This window comes from Gulosibacter sp. 10, assembly GCF_900163695.1.
Taxonomy (GTDB): Bacteria; Actinomycetota; Actinomycetes; order Actinomycetales; family Microbacteriaceae; genus Gulosibacter.
This window is the reverse complement of sequence record NZ_FUIC01000045.1, coordinates 17,413-34,768: the sequence shown is the minus strand read 5'-3', so window position 1 is coordinate 34,768 and position 17,356 is coordinate 17,413. Positions and strand designations below refer to the sequence as shown.

Here is a 17,356-nt window from a genome sequence, read left to right as displayed (position 1 = left end):
CCCATCATGACCGAAACCGCCACCACCATCACGCCCTCGCCCGCAGCATTCGGCCCGGACGGCGAGCCGCGGAGCTTCTTCGTGCGCACGCTCGGCTGCCAGATGAACGTCCACGACTCCGAGCGCATCACCGGCTCGCTGCTGTCGGCGGGCTACGTCGAGTCCGAGACCGAGGACGCCGACGTCATCGTCATCAACACGTGCGCGGTGCGCGAGAACGCGGCGAACAAGCTCTACGGCAACCTCGGCCAGCTCGCGAGCCGCAAGCGCGAGCACGAGGGCATGCAGATCGCGGTGGGCGGCTGCCTCGCGCAGATGGAGCAGCAGAAGATCGTCGAGAAGGCGCCGCAGGTGGACGTGGTCTTCGGCACGCACAACATGGGATCGCTGCCGGTGCTGCTCGAGCGCGCCCGGCACAACCACCAGGCGGAGGTCGAGCTGCTCGAAGCCCTCGAGACCTTCCCGTCGACGCTGCCCACCAAGCGCGAGTCCACCTACTCGGGCTGGGTGTCGATCTCGGTGGGCTGCAACAACACCTGCACGTTCTGCATCGTCCCCTCGCTGCGCGGCAAGGAGAAGGACCGCCGCCCCGGCGACGTGCTCGCCGAGGTGCGGGCCCTCGTCGACCAGGGCGCCATCGAGGTCACGCTGCTCGGGCAGAACGTCAACTCCTACGGAGTCGAGTTCGGCGATCGGCAGGCGTTCTCGAAGCTGCTCCGCGCGTGCGGCGAGATCGAGGGGCTCGAGCGGGTGCGGTTCACGAGCCCGCACCCGGCGGCCTTCACCGACGACGTGATCGACGCGATGGCCGAGACGCCCAACGTCATGCCGCAGCTGCACATGCCGCTGCAGTCCGGATCGGACCGGGTCCTCCGCGCGATGCGCCGCTCCTACCGATCCAAGAAGTTCCTCGGCATCCTCGACCGCGTGCGCGAGCGCATGCCGCACGCGGCGATCACGACGGACCTCATCGTCGGGTTCCCGGGCGAGACGGACGAGGACTTCGAGGAGACGATGCGCGTCGTCGAGGCCTCCCGGTTCTCGAGCGCGTTCACCTTCCAGTACTCCATCCGCGAGGGCACCCCGGCGGCGACCATGCCCGACCAGGTGCCGAAGGAGGTCGTGCAGGAGCGCTTCGACCGGCTCATCGAGCTGCAGAAGCGCATCTCCCTCGAGGAGAACCGGGCGCTCGTGGGCACGACCCAGGAAGTGATGGTCGCCGCCGACTCCGGCAAGAAGGACGGCGCGACGCACCGGCTCACCGGCCGGGCCGAGGACAACCGGCTCGTGCACTTCGCAGTGCCCGAGGGTTCCGCGCAGCCGCGCCCCGGCGACGTCGTGTCCCTCGAGATCACGCGCGGCGCGCCCAGCTATCTCGTGGCCGACGATCCTTCGGGCGCGCCGCTGCGCATCCGGCGGACGCGCGCGGGAGACGCGTGGGACGCGGCGCGGGCGGAGAGCTGCGGCTCGCCGACCGCCGACGGGTCGGGCGCCGGCGGCGCGGTGAGCCTCGGGCTGCCGACGCTCCGCATCGGCGCTCCGGGCTCCGCGTGACCGATCTCGTCGTCATCGGCGGGGCGACGGGCACCGGCAAGACGGGGCTCTCGCTCGCCGTCGCGGAGGCGCTGGCCCGCAGGGGCCGCGCCGCGGAGATCGTCAACGCGGACGCCATGCAGCTCTATCGCGGCATGGACATCGGCACCGCCAAGCTCCCGGTCGCGCAGCGGCGGGGCATCCCGCACCACCTCTTCGACGCGCTCGACGTCGCCGAGACCGCCACGGCGGCCTGGTACCAGCCGCTCGCGCGCGAGACGATCGACGAGGTGCGCTCGCGGGGCGCGGTGCCCATCCTCGTGGGCGGCTCGGGGCTGTACATCGCCTCGGCGGTCTTCGACCTCCGCTTCCCGGGCCGGGACGAGCGGGTCCGCGCCGACCTCGAGCGCGAGCTCGAGCAGTGGGGGCCGGGCATGCTCTTCCAGCGGCTGCGGGAGTACGACCCCGCGGCCGCCGAACGGATCGACCCGAGGAACGGGAGGCGCATCGTCCGCGCGCTCGAGGTGATCAGGGTCACCGGCGAGCAGTTCTCCGCGCAGCTGCCGGAGCAGGACCGCTGGTGGCGCGAGACCGCGATGGTGCTGGCCGAGGTGCCGCGCGAGGAGCTCGTGCCGCGACTGGACGACCGGGTGGTGCAGATGTGGCGGGACGGGCTGGTCGAGGAGACGGCCGGACTGCTCGAGCGGGGGCTCGCCCCGGACTCCACCGCGGGCAAGGCGATCGGCTACGCCCAGGCCGCGGCGCAGCTCGCCGGCGCCGTGGGCGAGACCGAGGCGATCGCGGAGGCGCAGCTGCTCACGCGCAAGTACGCGCGCCGGCAGGTCTCGTGGTTCCGCCGCTACGACTCCGCCCTGCGCCTTCGCGCCGACGAGCCCTGGGCGGCCGAGCGCGTGCTCGAGCACGCGGGTCTCGCCTGAGGAGGAGGCCCCTGCGCGTCCGGCTAGCATGGCTGGCATGGCGCGAATCTCGTTCACGAAGGTGCAGGCGGCGGGCAACGACTTCCTCGTGGTGGTGGACGCGGACGACGCCCTGGCGCTCTCGAGCGAGTCGATCGCGGAGCTCTGCGACCGGCGGCTCGGGGTCGGTGCCGACGGGCTCATCCGCATCGTGCGCAGCGAGCGGCTCGCCGAGGGGCGAGGGGTGCTCCGCGAGGCGCCCGAGGCGGAGTGGTTCATGGACTACGCGACCCGCACCGGGGCCACCGAGGCCTTCAGCGCGAACGGGCTGCGGGCGATGGCGCGGGTCCTGATCGACGCGGGCCTCGCCGAGCTCCCCGCAGGGGAGACGCTCTCGATCGCCACCCGGGTGGGCGTCAAGGACGTCCAACCCAACTCCACCGGCGGCTTCCAGACCGATCTCGGCCGCTGGCGGCTCGCGGGCGGAGAGCCCCTCGTGCACGCGAAGGGCCTCGCCGTCGCGCGCCCCGGCCTCGGCGTCGAGGTCGGCGTGCCGTACGTCGTGGTCGCGCTCTCGAGCGAGGAGGAGCTCGAGGCGCTGGACCTGGGGGTCGCGCCGAGGATCGAGCCCGCCCACCCGTCGGGGCTCAGCACCGCGTTCGTCGTGCCGCAGGAGCCCCTGGTCAAGAACGGGGTGGGCAGGCTGCGGTACCGCGTCCACCGGCGCGACCTCGGCGAGACCCGCTCGAGCGGCACCGCGGCCGCGGCGGCGGCGCTCGCCGTCCGGCACTGGGCGGGATCGGGCGCGCCGCATCACTGGAGCGTGGCCGCGGAGGGCGGGGTCCTCCAGGTCCGGATGTTCCCCACGGAGGAGGGCGAGCACCTCGGCCAGGCCGGCCCGGTGCGGACCGTCTTCGCGGCCGAGATCGATCTCGCGCGCGCCGAGCCGGAGCGCTGAGCCCCGGACGGATGAGGATCCGTTCCCCCGCGTGCCGTGTCCGCGACCGGGGGCGGGGCGACTGGCAGGGCGGCGCACGGAGGATCCGGGATGGTCCCGGAGCCGGGCGGCGATCAGCCCTCGGTCGGTCGCCCGGCGCGGCGGCCGGTCCTACGCTTGCGGGACACGTCCGGTCCCGTCGAGGAGGATGCATGCGATCATCTGCCCACCGTCGTGCGGCGTTCGGCCTCGCGCTGATCGCGGTGCTCGCGACGGCGGGCTGCGCGCCCGCCGCGCCGGCGACGATCCCCGCCACGGCGTCGTTCCCGCCCGTGGCGGACGCGCTGCCGCTCGGCTGCGCGGAACCGGTCGAGGGCGAGTTCCCCTCGCCGCTGGCCTACGCGCCGGCGGCGCAGTACGCCGAGCTCTCCAGGCGCGGCGAGGATCTCGTCCTGACCGCGCATCTCGCGGGCCGGCAGCCGGAGCAGGAGTTCCTCGCGGTGCTCGACATCACCCGGTACGGCCCCGAGGGCGGCGCGAACCTCCTCCTCGGCGCGGACGTGCGCATCGACGCCGAGGGCCGGTGGTCCGTGGCAGCCACGAGCGGTCTGGAGGAGGCCCCGGAGACGGGCGAATCCTCGGTCCGCCCCACCGCCGACGGCTACGAGCTCGTGATCGCGGGCGCGGGCGCCGCCTTCGACCGGCTCGACCCGTCGGCGGGCCCCGGCATCGTGGAGGTGGACGCCCTCCTCGGCGCACCGGTCGCCTGCGGCTCCGGATACCCGGGCCGGCCGCAGGACGGGCCGGCCTTCGTCGCGGAGGGGCTGCTGCGCTGCGTCGACCGGCGCGGCGGGGGCGAGACGGCGCTCCCGCCGGAGTCGACGCTCGGATACTTCGCCATCGGCGAGGACGGCGCGGCCACGGTGATCCGCGGGCAGGAGTTCCCCGAGATCGAGGAGGCGAAGCCGGGCGGCGCCTCCTCCTCGCATCCCCCGCTCGCCCGGGGCGAGGCGGCGGAGATCCCGCGGCTCACGCCCGACATGGAGCGGGGAGAGGGATTCTCGACGCGCATCGGGCTCGAGGGCGGCGGCGTCGAGTGCTCCTCGGGCTACCTCCCCGCGCCGGACTGGTAGGCGCGGCCGCTCAGTCGAGGCAGAACTTGTTCTGCTCCGGATCCCGCATCACGATGAACCCGCGATGCATGCCGTTCGTCGCGGGCTCGACCCGGGTCACCCGGGTCGCGCCGAGTCCGACGAGCTCGGCGGCGCGCCGCTCGAGCGCGGCCATGCGCTCCTCGCCGGCGAGCTCCGTCGCGGTGCGGATGTCGAGATGGAGGGGGTTCTTGCCGGTGTGCGTCTCGGGAACGCGCTGGAAGAAGAGCGAGGGGCCGTCGCCGTCCGGATCCACGAGCAGCGAGGCCGAGTCCCGGTCCGCCTCGGGGACGCCGGCCGAGGCGAGGAACGCGTCCCAATCGGCGAAGCCCGCGGGCGGCGGCGCCTCGACGTAGCCGAGCGCCTCCGCCCAGAAGGAGGCGAGCGCCTCGGGGCCGTGGCAGTCGAACGTGACTTGGAATCGCAGGCTCATGGCCTCACGCTAGGCGCGCATCATGCGGGAGCCCCGTGAACGGCGCGGTCCCGGGGCGGCGAGGCCCGCCCGCGGTCAGCCGCGCGCGATCCGGAGCACCCGGAAGCCCTTGCTCGTCGCGGCCCGCGAGACCGAGTAGCCGTCGCCGAGGGACTCCGCCAGGCGCCGCTGCAGCGAATCGGCGCCGAGATTCTTCCCGACGACCAGCCAGGCCTCGCCCTCGGGGGCGAGGCGCGGCAGCCAGCCGAGCAGCAGCTCGTCGAGCGCGGCCTTCCCGATGCGGATCGGCGGGTTGGACCAGATCACGTCGAAGCGCAGGTCCTCGGGCACCGCATCCGGCTGCACGGCGCGCACGCGGTCGAATCCGTGCCGCTGCGCGTTCTCCGCGGTGAGGCCGAGCGCGCGCTCGTTGACGTCGACCGCCCAGACGTCGAGCCCGGGAGACTCGGCGGCGAGCGCGAGGGCGATGGGACCCCAGCCGCAGCCGAGGTCGAGCGCGGCGCCGCCCGCGGGCGGCTCGGGGGCCTCCGCCAGCAGGATGCGGGTCGCGTGGTCGAGGTGCGCCGCGGAGAAGACGCCGCTGTCGGTGGCGACGGTCAGCGGACGGCCGCGGAGCTCGACGTCGATCTCGCGCCGACGCGCCGCGGCCTGGGGATTCTCCACGAAGTAGTGCTCGGACATGTCTAGAACGGTATCGCAGGGCGTAGGATTGCTCGAACATGCTCGAAAATCATCACACCCCTTCTTTTTCGACTTCGTCCGACACGGACGCCGAGAACACTCCAGACACCGCACCCGGCTCGACCGATCGTAACGACGCGATGGTCGAGCGGGTCCTCGACCGCGAGGCCTCGCCGCGCGCCCGCAGCAGCGTATTCGGCGAATCCCGCGCCGAGGCGCTGCAGCACGAGTCCACCGTCGCCGATTCGGAGATCGACGGCCTCCAGCTCGACCGCGAGGCGCGGCGCTCGCTCCAGACCGTGGACGGCCTGTCCACGGAGCTCGAGGACGTCACCGAGGTCGAGTACCGCCAGGTGCGGCTCGAGAAGGTGGTGCTCATCGGCGTGTACCCGGCCGGATCGCAGCAGGACGCCGAGAACTCCCTGCACGAGCTCGCGGCGCTGTGCGAGACGGCGGGGGCCGTCGTGCTCGACGGCGTGCTGCAGCGCAGGCCCAATCCCGACCCCGCGACCTATCTCGGGCGGGGCAAGGCGGGGGAGCTCGCCGACATCGTCGCCGAGACCGGCGCCGACACAGTCGTGGCCGACACCGAGCTCGCGCCCTCGCAGCGTCGCGCGCTCGAGGACGTCGTGAAGGTCAAGGTCATCGACCGCACCGCCGTCATCCTCGACATCTTCAGCCAGCACGCCAAGAGCCGCGAGGGCAAGGCCCAGGTCGAGCTCGCACAGCTCGAGTACCTGCTGCCGCGCCTGCGCGGCTGGGGCTCGTCCATGTCCCGGCAGGCCGGCGGCCAGGTCGGCGCGGCCGGGGCCGGCATGGGCTCCCGCGGCCCCGGCGAGACGAAGATCGAGCTCGATCGGCGCCGCATCCACACCCGCATGGCCAAGCTGCGGCGCGAGATCGCGGCGATGAAGACCGCGCGCGACACGAAGCGGGCCCGCCGTGAGCGGAACCTCGTGCCGGCCGTGGCCATCGCCGGCTACACCAACGCCGGCAAGTCCTCGCTGCTCAACCGCATCACCCGGGCGGGCGTGCTCGTCGAGAACCAGCTCTTCGCGACGCTGGACGCGACGGTGCGGCGCACGGAGACGGCGGACGGCCGTCCCTACACGCTCGCCGACACGGTCGGGTTCGTGCGGAACCTGCCCCACCAGCTGGTCGAGGCCTTCCGATCCACGCTCGAGGAGGTCGCCGACTCGGACGTGCTCGTGCACGTGGTCGATGCGTCCCACCCCGATCCGGCGGGCCAGCTGCAGACGGTGCGGGAGGTCATCGGCGAGATCGACTCCCGCGACATCCCCGAGCTGGTGGTCTTCAACAAGGCCGACCTCATCGACGACGACACGGAGCTCGCGCTCCGCGGCCTCGAGCCGGACGCGGTGTTCGTCTCGGCCCGGAGCGGCAGGGGCGTCGAGGAGCTGCTCGAGCGCATCGCCGGGATGATCCCGGTTCCCGAGATCGAGGTCGACCTGGTGGTGCCCTACGATCGCGGCGACATCGTCTCGCTGCTCCACGGCGAGGGCGCGATCCGCAGCGAGGCGCACGAGGCGGACGGCACGCATATCCGCGCGCGGGTGCATCCCGACCAGCTCGGCGTGGTCGGGCCGTACTGCGTGGGAGAGGGCGCGCCGGAGCGCACCCGACCCGCGGTGCGCCGCAAGCCGAAGCAGGATGGGGAGCCCGAGCGGGAGCGGGAGCTCGATCTCCCGCGCCGCGACCAGGCGGGCTGACCGGCCGAGGCCGGGAAACGGCGGAGCGGGCCGGAGTCGATCCTTCGACTCCGGCCCGCTCGCCTCGTCGGGCGCGAACGGCTCAGACGGCGCGGAGCACGGCCACGACGCGGCCGAGGATCTCCGCCTCGTCGCCGAGGATGGGCTCGTACGCGGTGTTGCGGGGGAGCAGCCAGGTGTGCCCGTCCCGCTGGCGGAAGACCTTGACGGTGGCCTCGCCGTCGAGCATCGCCGCGACGATCTCCCCGTTCTGCGCCGTCTGCTGCTGCCGCACGACGACCCAGTCGCCGTCGCAGATGGCGGCGTCCACCATCGAGTCGCCCGAGACCTCGAGCATGAAGAGCTCGCCGAGGCCGACGAGCTGGCGTGGCAGCGGGACCACCTGCTCGACCTGCTGGTCGGCGGTGATCGGGGCGCCCGCCGCGATGCGGCCCACCAGCGGGATGTAGGCCGCCTCCGCGGGGAGGTGCTGCTCGACCTCCTCCGGCGCGGGCGGCTGGTATAGAAGTTCGATCGTGCGCGCCTGATTCGAGTTGCGGCGGATGTAGCCGTACTTCTCGAGCTGGGCGAGTTGGTGCGACACCGACGAGGAGCTCGCGAGGCCGACGGCGTCGCCGATCTCGCGGATCGTGGGGGCGTACCGGTTGCGCTGCATGTGCTCGGCGATGAAGCCCAGCACCTGCTCCTGCTTCGCGGTGAGCGGCTTGATGGGCTTCTTCATTGCTGGCACCTCGGGCTTCCTGTGGGCGGCCGGTCGTCCCGGCCGGGTGTCGATCGGGGCGGAAGACCCCGATGTCGGGGGCTCGTGTTCTTCTCGTCCTACGTCGTTTCCGACTCTAGTCGACTCGAACGAAGGGTTCAAACATGCATTCGAGCGTGTCGCGCGCTCGAATCGAAGAAAATCCTTGTGATTCGAAATATTCGAAGCTAGATTCGAAACGTGCGTTCGGAAAGAACATTCGGATACCGCATTCGAAAGGCGAAATCATGACTGCAATCTCGATGACCGGCGGCTCCCTCCGTCAGGCCGAGCCTCGGAAGGCGCTCGCGCTGACCGTCCGCGGTCGACGCGTACTCGCGGCCCTCCTGCTGGCCCCGCTCGGGCTCGGCATCGGGCTGATCGCCGCCCAGGCGCCCAGCGCCCTCGCGGGCGACGACCGGCCGCTCGCGGGCGCCGTCGAGGAGTTCGAATCGCACACTGTGCTCCCCGGCGAGACCCTCTGGGACATCGCCGCCGGGATGGGCGTGGACGGCGACGTCCGCGACGTGGTCGCGGAGATCATGCGGCTCAACGCCCTGCCCTCGGCCACGCTCCAGGCCGGCCAGCAGCTCGCGCTGCCGAACCTCTAGGGGCGTCGGCCGGATCCGCGGGAGGGGCGCGCCGTCTAGGATGTCCAGGTGACTTCTCTCGACGATCTTCCCCTCCGCGACGATCTGCGCGGCAAGCGCCCCTACGGCGCGCCCCAAGAAGAGGTGCGCGTCTCGATCAACGTGAACGAGAACCCGTATCCGGTCCCCGAGGCGGTCGCCACCAACGTCATCCAGAAGATCGCGCGGTCCCTCCCGGGGCTCAACCGGTACCCCGATCGCGAGTTCTCGGAGCTGCGGGAGCGCCTCGCGGCGTACCTCGGCGGGGGCATCGTCTCCGAGCAGGTCTGGGCCGCGAACGGCTCCAACGAGGTCCTGCAGCAGCTGCTGCAGGTCTTCGCGGGGCCGGGCCGGACGGTCATGGGCTTCGGGCCGACCTACTCCATGTACTCCCTGCTTGCTCAGGGGGTGGGCAGCGAGTGGATCGCCGCGGAGCGCGACGAGGACTTCGAGCTCTCGCCGGAGAGCGCCCGCCGGGCCGTGCTCGCGCACCGGCCCGACGTGCTGCTCCTGTGCAGCCCCAACAACCCGACGGGCACGCCCCTCTCGCTCGAGACCATCCGGGCGGCCTACGAGGCGGCCGACGGCCTCGTCGTCGTCGACGAGGCCTACGGCGAGTTCCGCCCCGACGGGATGCCCTCCGCGCTCGAGCTGCTGCCCGGGCGCCCGCGGCTCGTGGTCTCGCGGACGATGTCCAAGGCCTTCGCCTACGCGGGCGCGCGGCTCGGCTACTTCGCGGCCGACCCGGTGATCGCCGACGCGGTGCGCCTCGTCCGGCTGCCGTACCACCTCTCCGCGATCACGCAGGCCGCCGCCTGCGGCGCGCTCGAGTTCAGCGACGTCATGCTCTCGCAGGTCGATCTCATCCGGGCGCAGCGCGACCGGCTCGTGACGGAGATCGCGGCGCTCGGGTACCGGGTCTACCGTTCCGCGGCCAACTTCGTGATGTTCGGCGGGGTCGCCGACCCGGCCGCGATGTTCCAGGAGTTCTACCGCCGGAGCATCCTCATCCGCGACAACGGGATCCCCGGCTGCCTGCGGGTCACCGCCGGCACGGAATCCGAGACCACGCTCTTCCTCGAAGCGCTCGCCGAGATCACTCGCGAGCGACCGGAGCTCAAGGCCTAAGGAGGCTGCAACATGACCGAGGCGCGCACCGCGACGGCGACTCGCGGGACCAGCGAGTCGAAGGTCGAGATCACGATCGATCTCGACGGCACCGGCGCATCCGACATCGATACGGGGGTCCCGTTCTTCGACCACATGCTCACCGCCTTCGCCAAGCACTCCCTCAGCGATCTGACGGTGCGCTCGGTCGGCGACGTGCACATCGACGAGCACCACACGATCGAGGACACCGGCATCGTCCTCGGCGAGGCGATCCGCGAGGCGCTGGGGGACAAGCGCGGCATCGGCCGCTACGGCGACGCCCTCGTGCCGCTGGACGAGGCGCTCGCGCAGTGCGTGGTGGACGTCTCGGGCCGGCCCTACCTCGTGCACTCCGGCGAGCCCGAGGGCTTCTCGCTGCACCGCATCGGGGGGCACTTCACGGGCTCCATGGTCCGTCACGTGTTCGAGGCCATCACCTTCCACGCCGGGCTGACGGTGCACCTGCGCGTGCTCGAGGGCCGCGACCCGCACCACATCGCCGAGGCCGAGTTCAAGGCCTTCGCGCGGGCGTTCCGGGCGGCGAAGCGCCGCGACCCGGAGGTCGTGGGCGTGCCGTCCACGAAGGGCGCCCTGTGACCCGCCCCTCGGTCGTCGTCTTCGACTACGGATTCGGCAACGTCCACTCCGCGGCCAAGGCGCTCGAGCACGCGGGAGCATCGGTCTCGCTCACGAGCGACCCCGCCGCGGCGCTCGCCGCCGACGGCCTGCTCGTGCCCGGCGTCGGCAGCTTCGCCTCGGTCATGGCGGGCCTCGACCGCGCCGACGGGCCGCGCATCATCGATCAGCGGCTCGCCGGGGGCAAGGCCGTGATGGGCATCTGCGTCGGCATGCAGGTCATGTTCGAGCGGGGGCTGGAGGGCGCCGACGAGGTGGCCGAGGCGCCGCTCGTCGAGGCCGGCGACGCCCGCGGCCGGGTGCACGCCGAGAACGCCGACTCGTTCTGGTGGGACGACTATCCGGAGCAGGAGCGGCCCGGCACCGCGGGGCTCGGGCAGTGGCCGGGCGTCGTGCGGCGGGTGCGCGCCGAGAGGCTGCCGCACATGGGCTGGAACACCGTGACGCCGGGGGAGGGCACCGCGCTCTTCCGGGGCATCGAGGACGAGCGCTTCTACTTCGTGCACTCCTACGCCGCCACGAGGCTCGAGCTCGACGAGATCATCCCCCACGCGGTGTCGATCGTGCGCACGCACAGCACCTACGGCGAGCCCTTCCTCGCGGCCGTGGAGAACGGCGCGCTGACCGCCACGCAGTTCCACCCCGAGAAATCGGGGGCGGCCGGGATCGCGCTGCTGCGGAACTGGCTCGCCGCGCTTTGATTCCGCCCGGGCTCCCCACTACGCTGATGCGGTCGGCGGGCGTCCAACGCGCCCGCCCCCTTCAGCAGGAGGGCGGTTCCCGCCCTCGATCTCGAACCCAAGGATGACCAGTGAGTGAATTCAACGATTCGCCGGCGCTTACGCTGTTCCCGGCAGTGGACGTGGCGGACGGCAAGGCCGTGCGCCTCGTGCAGGGCGAGGCCGATTCGGCGACGTCCTACGGCGACCCGGTGGACGCGGCGGCCGACTGGGCCGACCAGGGCGCCGAATGGATTCACCTCGTCGACCTCGACGCCGCCTTCGGCCGCGGCGACAACCGCGCGGTCATCCGCCGGGTGATCGAATCGCTCGGCGAGCGGGTGCAGGTGGAGCTCTCCGGCGGGATCCGCGACGACGAGTCGCTCGAGGCCGCGGTCGAGATGGGCGTCAAGCGCATCAACCTCGGCACGGCCGCGCTCGAGAACCCCGAGTGGGCGGCGAGCGTCATCAGCACCTACGGCGAGCTCATCGCGGTGGGACTCGATGTGCGCGGGACCACGCTCGCGGCCCGCGGCTGGACCCGCGACGGCGGCAACCTCTGGGAGGTGCTCGACCGGCTCGAGTCCGCCGACTGCGCCCGCTACGTCGTGACCGACGTCAAGAAGGACGGCACGCTCAAGGGCCCGAACCTGGCGCTCCTCGAGCAGGTGGCCGAGCGCACGGACCGTCCGGTCGTCGCCTCCGGCGGGGTCTCCTGCCTCGACGACATCGCGGCCCTCCGCGAGCTCGTGCCGCTCGGAGTCGAGGGCGCGATCGTGGGCAAGGCGCTCTACTCCGGGGCCTTCACGCTGCGCGAAGCGCTCGACGTCGCGGGACGCTAGCCGATGCCCGAGCTCCCACCGCACCTCCGCGCCGGTCTGACCGACTCGGCCGGGCAGCCGTGGGAGGGACGGACGTTCGGCGAGAACCCCTGGCAGGACGACGACGGCTCGACGCCGGTCGCGCTGGGCGGCGCGCTGCGCGCGTTTCGGGCGGGGGAGGCCTCCCCGAGCGCCGTGGTGGACGCCCTGCGCGAGACCAGGCTGCTGGTGCCGCTCGTCGCCGAGCTCGGCGAGGAGGGCGAGAACGAGCAGGGCGTGAAGGTCGACAAGTCCGCGGACCTGTCCATCGTCACGGTCAAGGCGCCCGACGGCCGCGGCGTCGTGCCGGTGTTCTCCTCGGTCGACGCCATGCGGCGCTGGGACGCCGCGGCGCGTCCGGTGCCGGTGGACTCGCGCCGCGCCGCTCTCGCCGCCGTGGACGAGGGGAACGAGCTGCTCATCCTCGATCCCGGCAGCGAGGAGACCGAGTTCGTCGTGCGCCGCCCCGCGGTCTGGGCGATCTCGCAGGCGGCGGAGTACGAGCTGCCCTGGCAGGACGCCGAGGTCATGCGCATCGCGCGCTCCGTGCTCGCGGCCGACGACCGCATCCTCGGCATCGACCTGCTGCCGGGCGACCCGGGCTGCGTCTTCGCCGGCCCGGAGCTCGTCTTCGCGGTGCAGCTCGACGAGGAGCTCGAGCAGGACGCGCAGCGGGAGGTGCTCGAGACGGTGCAGCGGCTGCTCGCCGGCTCCGAGGAGCTCGTGCGACGGGTCGACTCGCTGGTCCTGCGAGTGGATCGGGTGCGCCGCGACCCCCTACCTTCGAAGGATGCCCGCACGCCTCGCGCAGGATTGTTCGGGCGTCGCCGACGTCGCTAATCTCGACGGGTGACTACCGAAACCCGCCCGAAGGGCCTCGACGACGACCAGGTTGCGCGCTCGCGGGCGGAGCACGGCTCCAACGTCCTGCCCACCAGCACGAGCCGGTCGATGTGGGAGATCCTGCGGGCGAACGTGTTCACCCTCTTCAACGGCATCGTGCTGGCCTGCTTCACGCTGCTCGCGGTGCTCGGCCGGTGGCAGGACGCGATCTTCGGCTTCTCCGCCGTCGCGAACTCGATCATCGGCGTCTGGCAGGAGTACTCCGCCAAGCGCCAGCTCGACAACCTGCGGGTGCTCAGCGCCCCGCACGCCAAGGCGTACCGCAGCGGGGGACTCGTCGACCTGCACCGCGACGAGCTCGTCGTCGGCGACCTCATCGCGCTGCGCGCCGGCGACCAGATCCCCGCGGACGCCCGGGTGGAGACCGCGACGGGCCTGCAGGTCGACGAGTCGCTCCTGACCGGGGAGGAGGACGCGGTCGACAAGCCCGAGGGCGCCGCCCTGCTGTCGGGCGCCATCGTCGTCGCGGGCAGCGCCACGGCCACGCTCGAGCGCGTGGGCGGGGAGTCCTTCGCCGCGAAGCTGACGGCCGAGGCCAAGCGGTTCTCGCTCGTCAACTCGGAGATCCGCAACGGCCTCAACCGGGTGCTGCGCCTGGTCGCGTGGCTGCTGCTGCCGGTGCTGCTCATCGTCGTGAACGGCCAGATCCAGGCGTTCGGCGGCTGGGAGGCGGCGATCGAGACGGGCGCCTGGCGGGAGGCCGCGGTCGGCGCCGTGGCGGCGGCCATCGCGCTCGTGCCCCTCGGCCTGCTGCTCATGACCTCCGTCGCGTTCGCGGCTGGGGCGCTCAAGCTCGGGCGCAAGAAGGTGCTCGTCCAGGAGCTCCACGCGGTCGAGGGGCTCGCGCGCGTGGACGTGCTGTGCTTCGACAAGACGGGCACGCTCACCGAGGGCGGGGTGGCCTACGGCGACACGCACCCCGGCCCGGATCCGGCGCCGGGGTGGCGGCACGCGCTGGCCTCCTTCGCCGCGGACGAGGGCGCGAACGAGACCGCGCGCAGTCTCGTCGAGGAGTACGGCGCGGGCCTCGCGCGCCCCGTCGCGACGGCGATCCCGTTCGACTCGCAACGGAAGTGGTCGGCGCTGAGCCTCGAGGGTGCGGAAGCCCCCGGCACCTGGATCCTGGGCGCACCCGACATCGTCCTCCAGCCGGACCGCGACGCGGAGCTCCTCGAGGAGGTCGAGCGGCTCAGCAGCGCCGGGCTCCGCGTGGTCGCGCTCTGCCACGACGCGGAGGGCCTCACGACGGCCGCGTCCCGGGCCGCGGCGCTCCCGGCGGAGCGGCGGGGCGTGCTCGTGCTCTCGCTGCGGGAGCGCATCCGGGCGGATGCCGCCGAGACGATCCGCTACTTCCACGAGGAGGGCGTCTCGCTGCGGGTGATCTCCGGTGACGATCCCCGCACCGTGACCGCGGTCGCCCGGGAGGCGGGGCTCATCGGGGCGGACGAGACCGGCATCGACTCGCGCACGCTGCCGGACGACCCGGAGCTGCTCGGCGAGGTCATGGAGGACAACCACGTGTTCGGCCGGGTGACCCCCGTGCAGAAGCGCCAGATGGTGCAGGCGCTGCAGGCCAAGGGGCACGTGGTGGCGATGACCGGCGACGGCGTCAACGACGTGCTCGCCCTCAAGGAGTCGGACCTCGGCATCGCGATGGGCAACGGCTCCGGGGCCTCCCGGGCCGTGTCGAGGCTGACGCTGCTCGACAACCAGTTCGAGGCGCTCCCGAGCGTGGTGCTGGAGGGGCGGCAGGCGATCGCGAACGTGGAGCGGCTGTCCATGCTGTACCTGGCGAAGACCGCCTGGGCGTTCCTCATCGCGATCATCTTCGGGCTGATGCTCGTCCGGTACCCCTTCGAGCCCCGGCAGCTCTCGCTCCTCGACGGCATCTCGATCGGCTGGCCCGCGTTCGTGCTCGCGCTGCTGCCGAACTCCCGCCGCTACATCGCGGGCTACTTCCGCAGGGCCCTGTCGTTCGCGCTGCCCGCGGGGGCGGTGATCACCGCCGGAGTGCTCGCGGTCGCGTGGTTCGGCGACCGCTACGGGCAGACGGTCGCGCAGCAGCAGACCGCGGCCTCCATCGTCATGGCGGTGCTGAGCCTCTGGGTCCTCGGGCTCGTCTGCCGTCCGTTCCGCCCGCTGCTGGCGGCGGTGCTGCTGGGCTGCATCGGCGTGCTGCTGCTCGCGATGTTCACGCCGCTCACGGTCTGGTTCTTCGGCTTCGCGTGGCCGGACGCCCCGGTGCTGTTCGCGGCCGGCGGCATCTGCGCGGTCGGCTGCGCGCTCCTGGAGCTCCACGGGCGCTGGCGCGCGCGCAGCGCCGAACGCGAACTCGCCGGCCGCTGACCCCCGAGGCGGGGGAGCGGCCGGCGAGTCCGTCGGACGTGCTCCGGGTCAGAAGACCGGGCCCGTGTAGTCCTCGCCCGGGCCCTTGCCGACGGGGTCGGGCACGGAGGACGCCTCGCGGAAGGCGAGCTGCAGGGAGCGCAGGCCGTCGCGCAGGGGGCGGGCGTGATGATCGCCCAGGTAGGGGAGCGACGCGGTGATCAGGCCCGCGAGCGAGGAGATGAGCTTGCGCGCCTCGTCGAGGTCGAGGGTGTCCTCGCCCTCCTCGGCCAGGCCGAGGTTGACGGCGGCGGCGCTCATGAGGTGCACCGCCACCGTGGTGATGAGCTCTACCGCGGGCACCTCCGCGATGTCGCGCAGCTGCGCATCGAGGTCCTGGGGCTCGAACGCGTAGCGGTCGGCCGCGTCTGCTGGCCGCCCGTCCGTCGGAGTCGGCTGTGAATCGGTCAAGGTGTTCCTTTCGAGAGTGATCCTCTGCTAAGCTATTCGCTGGAGTTTGTGAATCAAGCTCTCGTGACAAGAGGATTCGTCCCACCCGCGCATACCGCTCAAGGTTACCGGGTCAGCCGCCAGGAGAGTGCTTCCCGCAAGGGCAGCGATCCGGCTTGCCGTGTGTGTTCCGTACCGGTTCACCCTCGGGGTGGTGAATTCTGTCGTCCACCCGGTGAAGCAATTCACACACGAGCAAAGGAGTCATCCATCAGCGAACCCCGCACCAATGACCGCATCCGCGCGCGCGAAGTCCGACTCGTCGGTCCGAGTGGCGAGCAGGTCGGTGTCGTCAAACTCGACATGGCCCTGCGTCTCGCGCAGGAAGCCGATCTCGATCTCGTCGAGGTCTCCCCGAACAGCACCCCTCCCGTGGCGAAGATCATGGACTACGGGAAGTTCAAGTACGAGGCCGCTCAGAAGGCCAAGGAGGCACGCCGCAACCAGGCGAACACCGTCCTCAAAGAGGTGCGCTTCCGCCTGAAGATCGACGACCATGACTACACCACCAAGCTCAAGCGCGCGATCGGGTTCCTCGAGTCGGGTGACAAGGTGAAGGCCATCATCCAGTTCCGCGGTCGCGAGCAGTCGCGCCCGGAGATGGGTGCGAAGCTCCTCCAGAAGTTCGCTGAGGACGTCGCCGAATTCGGCAACGCCGAGAATCGTCCCAAGCTCGACGGTCGCAACATGGTGATGATCATCGCCCCGGTCAAGAACAAGTCCGAGGCGAAGGCCCAGCAGAACGCGCGCCGCAACGAGCAGAAGCAGGCGGCCCGTGCCGCGAAGAACGCCGCCGCAACCCCCGCGGCTGAGTCGAATACCAAGGAGAACTGATGCCGAAGCAGAAGACCCACTCGGGCACCAAGAAGCGCTTCAAGGTCACTGGCAGTGGCAAGGTCATGAAGCAGCAGGCCGGTATGCGCCACAACCTCGAGGTGAAGCGCGCGCGTCGCAAGACCCGCCTCAACCAGGACCAGGTCGTCGCGCCCCAGGACGCCAAGGTCATCAAGAAGCTGCTCGGCAAGTAACGCCGACCTTCAGAATTCCAACCCGAGATTTTTTAGGAGAACACTGCAATGGCACGTGTGAAGCGGGCGGTCAACGCCCAGAAGAAGCGTCGCGTCACCCTCGAGCGCGCATCCGGTTACCGCGGTCAGCGTTCGCGCCTCTACCGCAAGGCAAAAGAGCAGGTCATCCACTCGTTTGTCTACAACTACGACCACCGCAAGGACCGCAAGGGCGACTTCCGCCGCCTCTGGATCCAGCGCATCAACGCGGCCTCCCGCGCGAACGGCCTCACCTACAACCGCTTCATCCAGGGCCTCAACCTGGCCGGCGTCGAGGTCGACCGCCGCATGCTCGCCGAGCTCGCCGTGAACGAGCCCGCCGCGTTCGCCGCGCTCGTGGAGCAGGCGAAGGCCGCGCTTCCCGCCGACACCTCGGCGCCGAAGAGCGCCGCGTAGTCGAGTTCTGCCATCGGGGGCGGTCGGCCGGGTTGCCGACC

The 17,356-nt window shown here is 71.8% G+C and carries 19 protein-coding genes; 15 read left to right on the top strand and 4 right to left on the bottom strand.

The window, feature by feature from the left end; all coding sequences use genetic code 11:
• The first annotated feature begins 6 nt into the window (after nt 1-6).
• From miaB to FM112_RS14915, 4 genes are all read left to right on the top strand, one after another.
• The gene (gene miaB, locus FM112_RS14930) at nt 7-1,554 is read left to right on the top strand and encodes a tRNA (N6-isopentenyl adenosine(37)-C2)-methylthiotransferase MiaB (RefSeq protein ID WP_087009019.1); all 1,548 of its coding nucleotides are present in this window, start codon (nt 7-9) and stop codon (nt 1,552-1,554) included.
• The gene (miaA, locus tag FM112_RS14925; RefSeq protein ID WP_087009133.1) at nt 1,551-2,471 is read left to right on the top strand and encodes a tRNA (adenosine(37)-N6)-dimethylallyltransferase MiaA; all 921 of its coding nucleotides are present in this window, start codon (nt 1,551-1,553) and stop codon (nt 2,469-2,471) included. Before miaB ends, miaA begins: the two co-directional genes overlap by 4 nt.
• Nucleotides 2,472-2,508: 37 nt before the next feature.
• On the top strand, nt 2,509-3,408 hold the full coding sequence (locus FM112_RS14920) for a diaminopimelate epimerase (RefSeq protein ID WP_087009017.1): 900 nt from the start codon (nt 2,509-2,511) through the stop codon (nt 3,406-3,408).
• Between the two features lie 191 nt (nt 3,409-3,599).
• Entirely contained in the window at nt 3,600-4,520 is a 921-nt protein-coding gene (locus FM112_RS14915) for a hypothetical protein (RefSeq protein ID WP_087009015.1), read from the top strand.
• Nucleotides 4,521-4,530: 10 nt separating this feature from the next.
• Here the strand turns inward: FM112_RS14915 and FM112_RS14910 are convergent, their stop codons facing one another.
• The gene (locus FM112_RS14910) at nt 4,531-4,971 is read right to left on the bottom strand and encodes a VOC family protein (RefSeq protein WP_087009013.1); all 441 of its coding nucleotides are present in this window, start codon (nt 4,969-4,971) and stop codon (nt 4,531-4,533) included.
• A gap of 75 nt (nt 4,972-5,046) precedes the next feature.
• Nucleotides 5,047-5,652 (bottom strand): class I SAM-dependent methyltransferase, encoded by a 606-nt coding sequence (locus FM112_RS14905; RefSeq protein ID WP_087009010.1) that lies wholly within the window; start codon nt 5,650-5,652, stop codon nt 5,047-5,049.
• Between the two features lie 140 nt (nt 5,653-5,792).
• Between FM112_RS14905 and hflX the strand changes: the two genes are divergently transcribed.
• Nucleotides 5,793-7,382, top strand: coding sequence for a GTPase HflX (hflX, locus tag FM112_RS14900; protein WP_087009007.1), 1,590 nt, complete (start codon nt 5,793-5,795; stop codon nt 7,380-7,382).
• Nucleotides 7,383-7,464: 82 nt separating this feature from the next.
• Here the strand turns inward: hflX and lexA are convergent, their stop codons facing one another.
• On the bottom strand, nt 7,465-8,103 hold the full coding sequence (gene lexA, locus FM112_RS14895) for a transcriptional repressor LexA (RefSeq protein ID WP_087009005.1): 639 nt from the start codon (nt 8,101-8,103) through the stop codon (nt 7,465-7,467).
• 266 nt (nt 8,104-8,369) lie between these two features.
• On the opposite strand from lexA, the gene FM112_RS14890 reads away from it, so the two are divergent.
• From FM112_RS14890 to FM112_RS14860, 7 genes are all read left to right on the top strand, one after another.
• Nucleotides 8,370-8,732 carry a LysM peptidoglycan-binding domain-containing protein gene (locus tag FM112_RS14890; protein WP_254910524.1) on the top strand — a complete coding sequence of 121 codons (363 nt, stop codon included), beginning with the start codon at nt 8,370-8,372 and terminating at the stop codon, nt 8,730-8,732.
• A 48-nt stretch (nt 8,733-8,780) separates the two neighbouring features.
• Nucleotides 8,781-9,878, top strand: coding sequence for a histidinol-phosphate transaminase (locus FM112_RS14885; RefSeq protein WP_087009001.1), 1,098 nt, complete (start codon nt 8,781-8,783; stop codon nt 9,876-9,878).
• A 12-nt stretch (nt 9,879-9,890) separates the two neighbouring features.
• Nucleotides 9,891-10,496 carry an imidazoleglycerol-phosphate dehydratase HisB gene (gene hisB / locus FM112_RS14880; RefSeq protein ID WP_087008999.1) on the top strand — a complete coding sequence of 202 codons (606 nt, stop codon included), beginning with the start codon at nt 9,891-9,893 and terminating at the stop codon, nt 10,494-10,496.
• Nucleotides 10,493-11,236, top strand: coding sequence for an imidazole glycerol phosphate synthase subunit HisH (locus FM112_RS14875; protein WP_087008997.1), 744 nt, complete (start codon nt 10,493-10,495; stop codon nt 11,234-11,236). Before hisB ends, FM112_RS14875 begins: the two co-directional genes overlap by 4 nt.
• A 110-nt stretch (nt 11,237-11,346) precedes the next feature.
• Entirely contained in the window at nt 11,347-12,096 is a 750-nt protein-coding gene (gene priA / locus FM112_RS14870) for a bifunctional 1-(5-phosphoribosyl)-5-((5-phosphoribosylamino)methylideneamino)imidazole-4-carboxamide isomerase/phosphoribosylanthranilate isomerase PriA (protein ID WP_087008995.1), read from the top strand.
• Between the two features lie 3 nt (nt 12,097-12,099).
• Nucleotides 12,100-12,954, top strand: a complete 855-nt coding sequence (locus FM112_RS14865) for an SseB family protein (protein WP_087008993.1) — start codon at nt 12,100-12,102, stop codon at nt 12,952-12,954.
• A 9-nt stretch (nt 12,955-12,963) separates the two neighbouring features.
• A complete protein-coding gene (locus tag FM112_RS14860) occupies nt 12,964-15,363 on the top strand; it encodes an HAD-IC family P-type ATPase (protein WP_254910523.1) in 2,400 nt (799 codons plus the stop codon).
• A 48-nt stretch (nt 15,364-15,411) separates the two neighbouring features.
• On the opposite strand, the gene FM112_RS14855 is transcribed toward FM112_RS14860, so the two are convergent.
• Entirely contained in the window at nt 15,412-15,723 is a 312-nt protein-coding gene (locus FM112_RS14855) for a DUF1844 domain-containing protein (protein ID WP_087009131.1), read from the bottom strand.
• A gap of 339 nt (nt 15,724-16,062) precedes the next feature.
• On the opposite strand from FM112_RS14855, the gene infC reads away from it, so the two are divergent.
• From infC to rplT, 3 genes are read left to right on the top strand one after another with little or no spacing between them, the layout of a single operon-like run.
• On the top strand, nt 16,063-16,686 hold the full coding sequence (gene infC, locus FM112_RS14850; RefSeq protein ID WP_087009130.1) for a translation initiation factor IF-3: 624 nt from the start codon (nt 16,063-16,065) through the stop codon (nt 16,684-16,686).
• The gene (gene rpmI, locus FM112_RS14845) at nt 16,686-16,880 is read left to right on the top strand and encodes a 50S ribosomal protein L35 (protein WP_087008991.1); all 195 of its coding nucleotides are present in this window, start codon (nt 16,686-16,688) and stop codon (nt 16,878-16,880) included. The genes infC and rpmI overlap by 1 nt, the downstream gene beginning before the upstream one ends.
• 48 nt (nt 16,881-16,928) lie before the next feature.
• Nucleotides 16,929-17,315 (top strand): 50S ribosomal protein L20, encoded by a 387-nt coding sequence (rplT, locus tag FM112_RS14840; protein WP_087008989.1) that lies wholly within the window; start codon nt 16,929-16,931, stop codon nt 17,313-17,315.
• Nucleotides 17,316-17,356 lie beyond the last annotated feature (41 nt).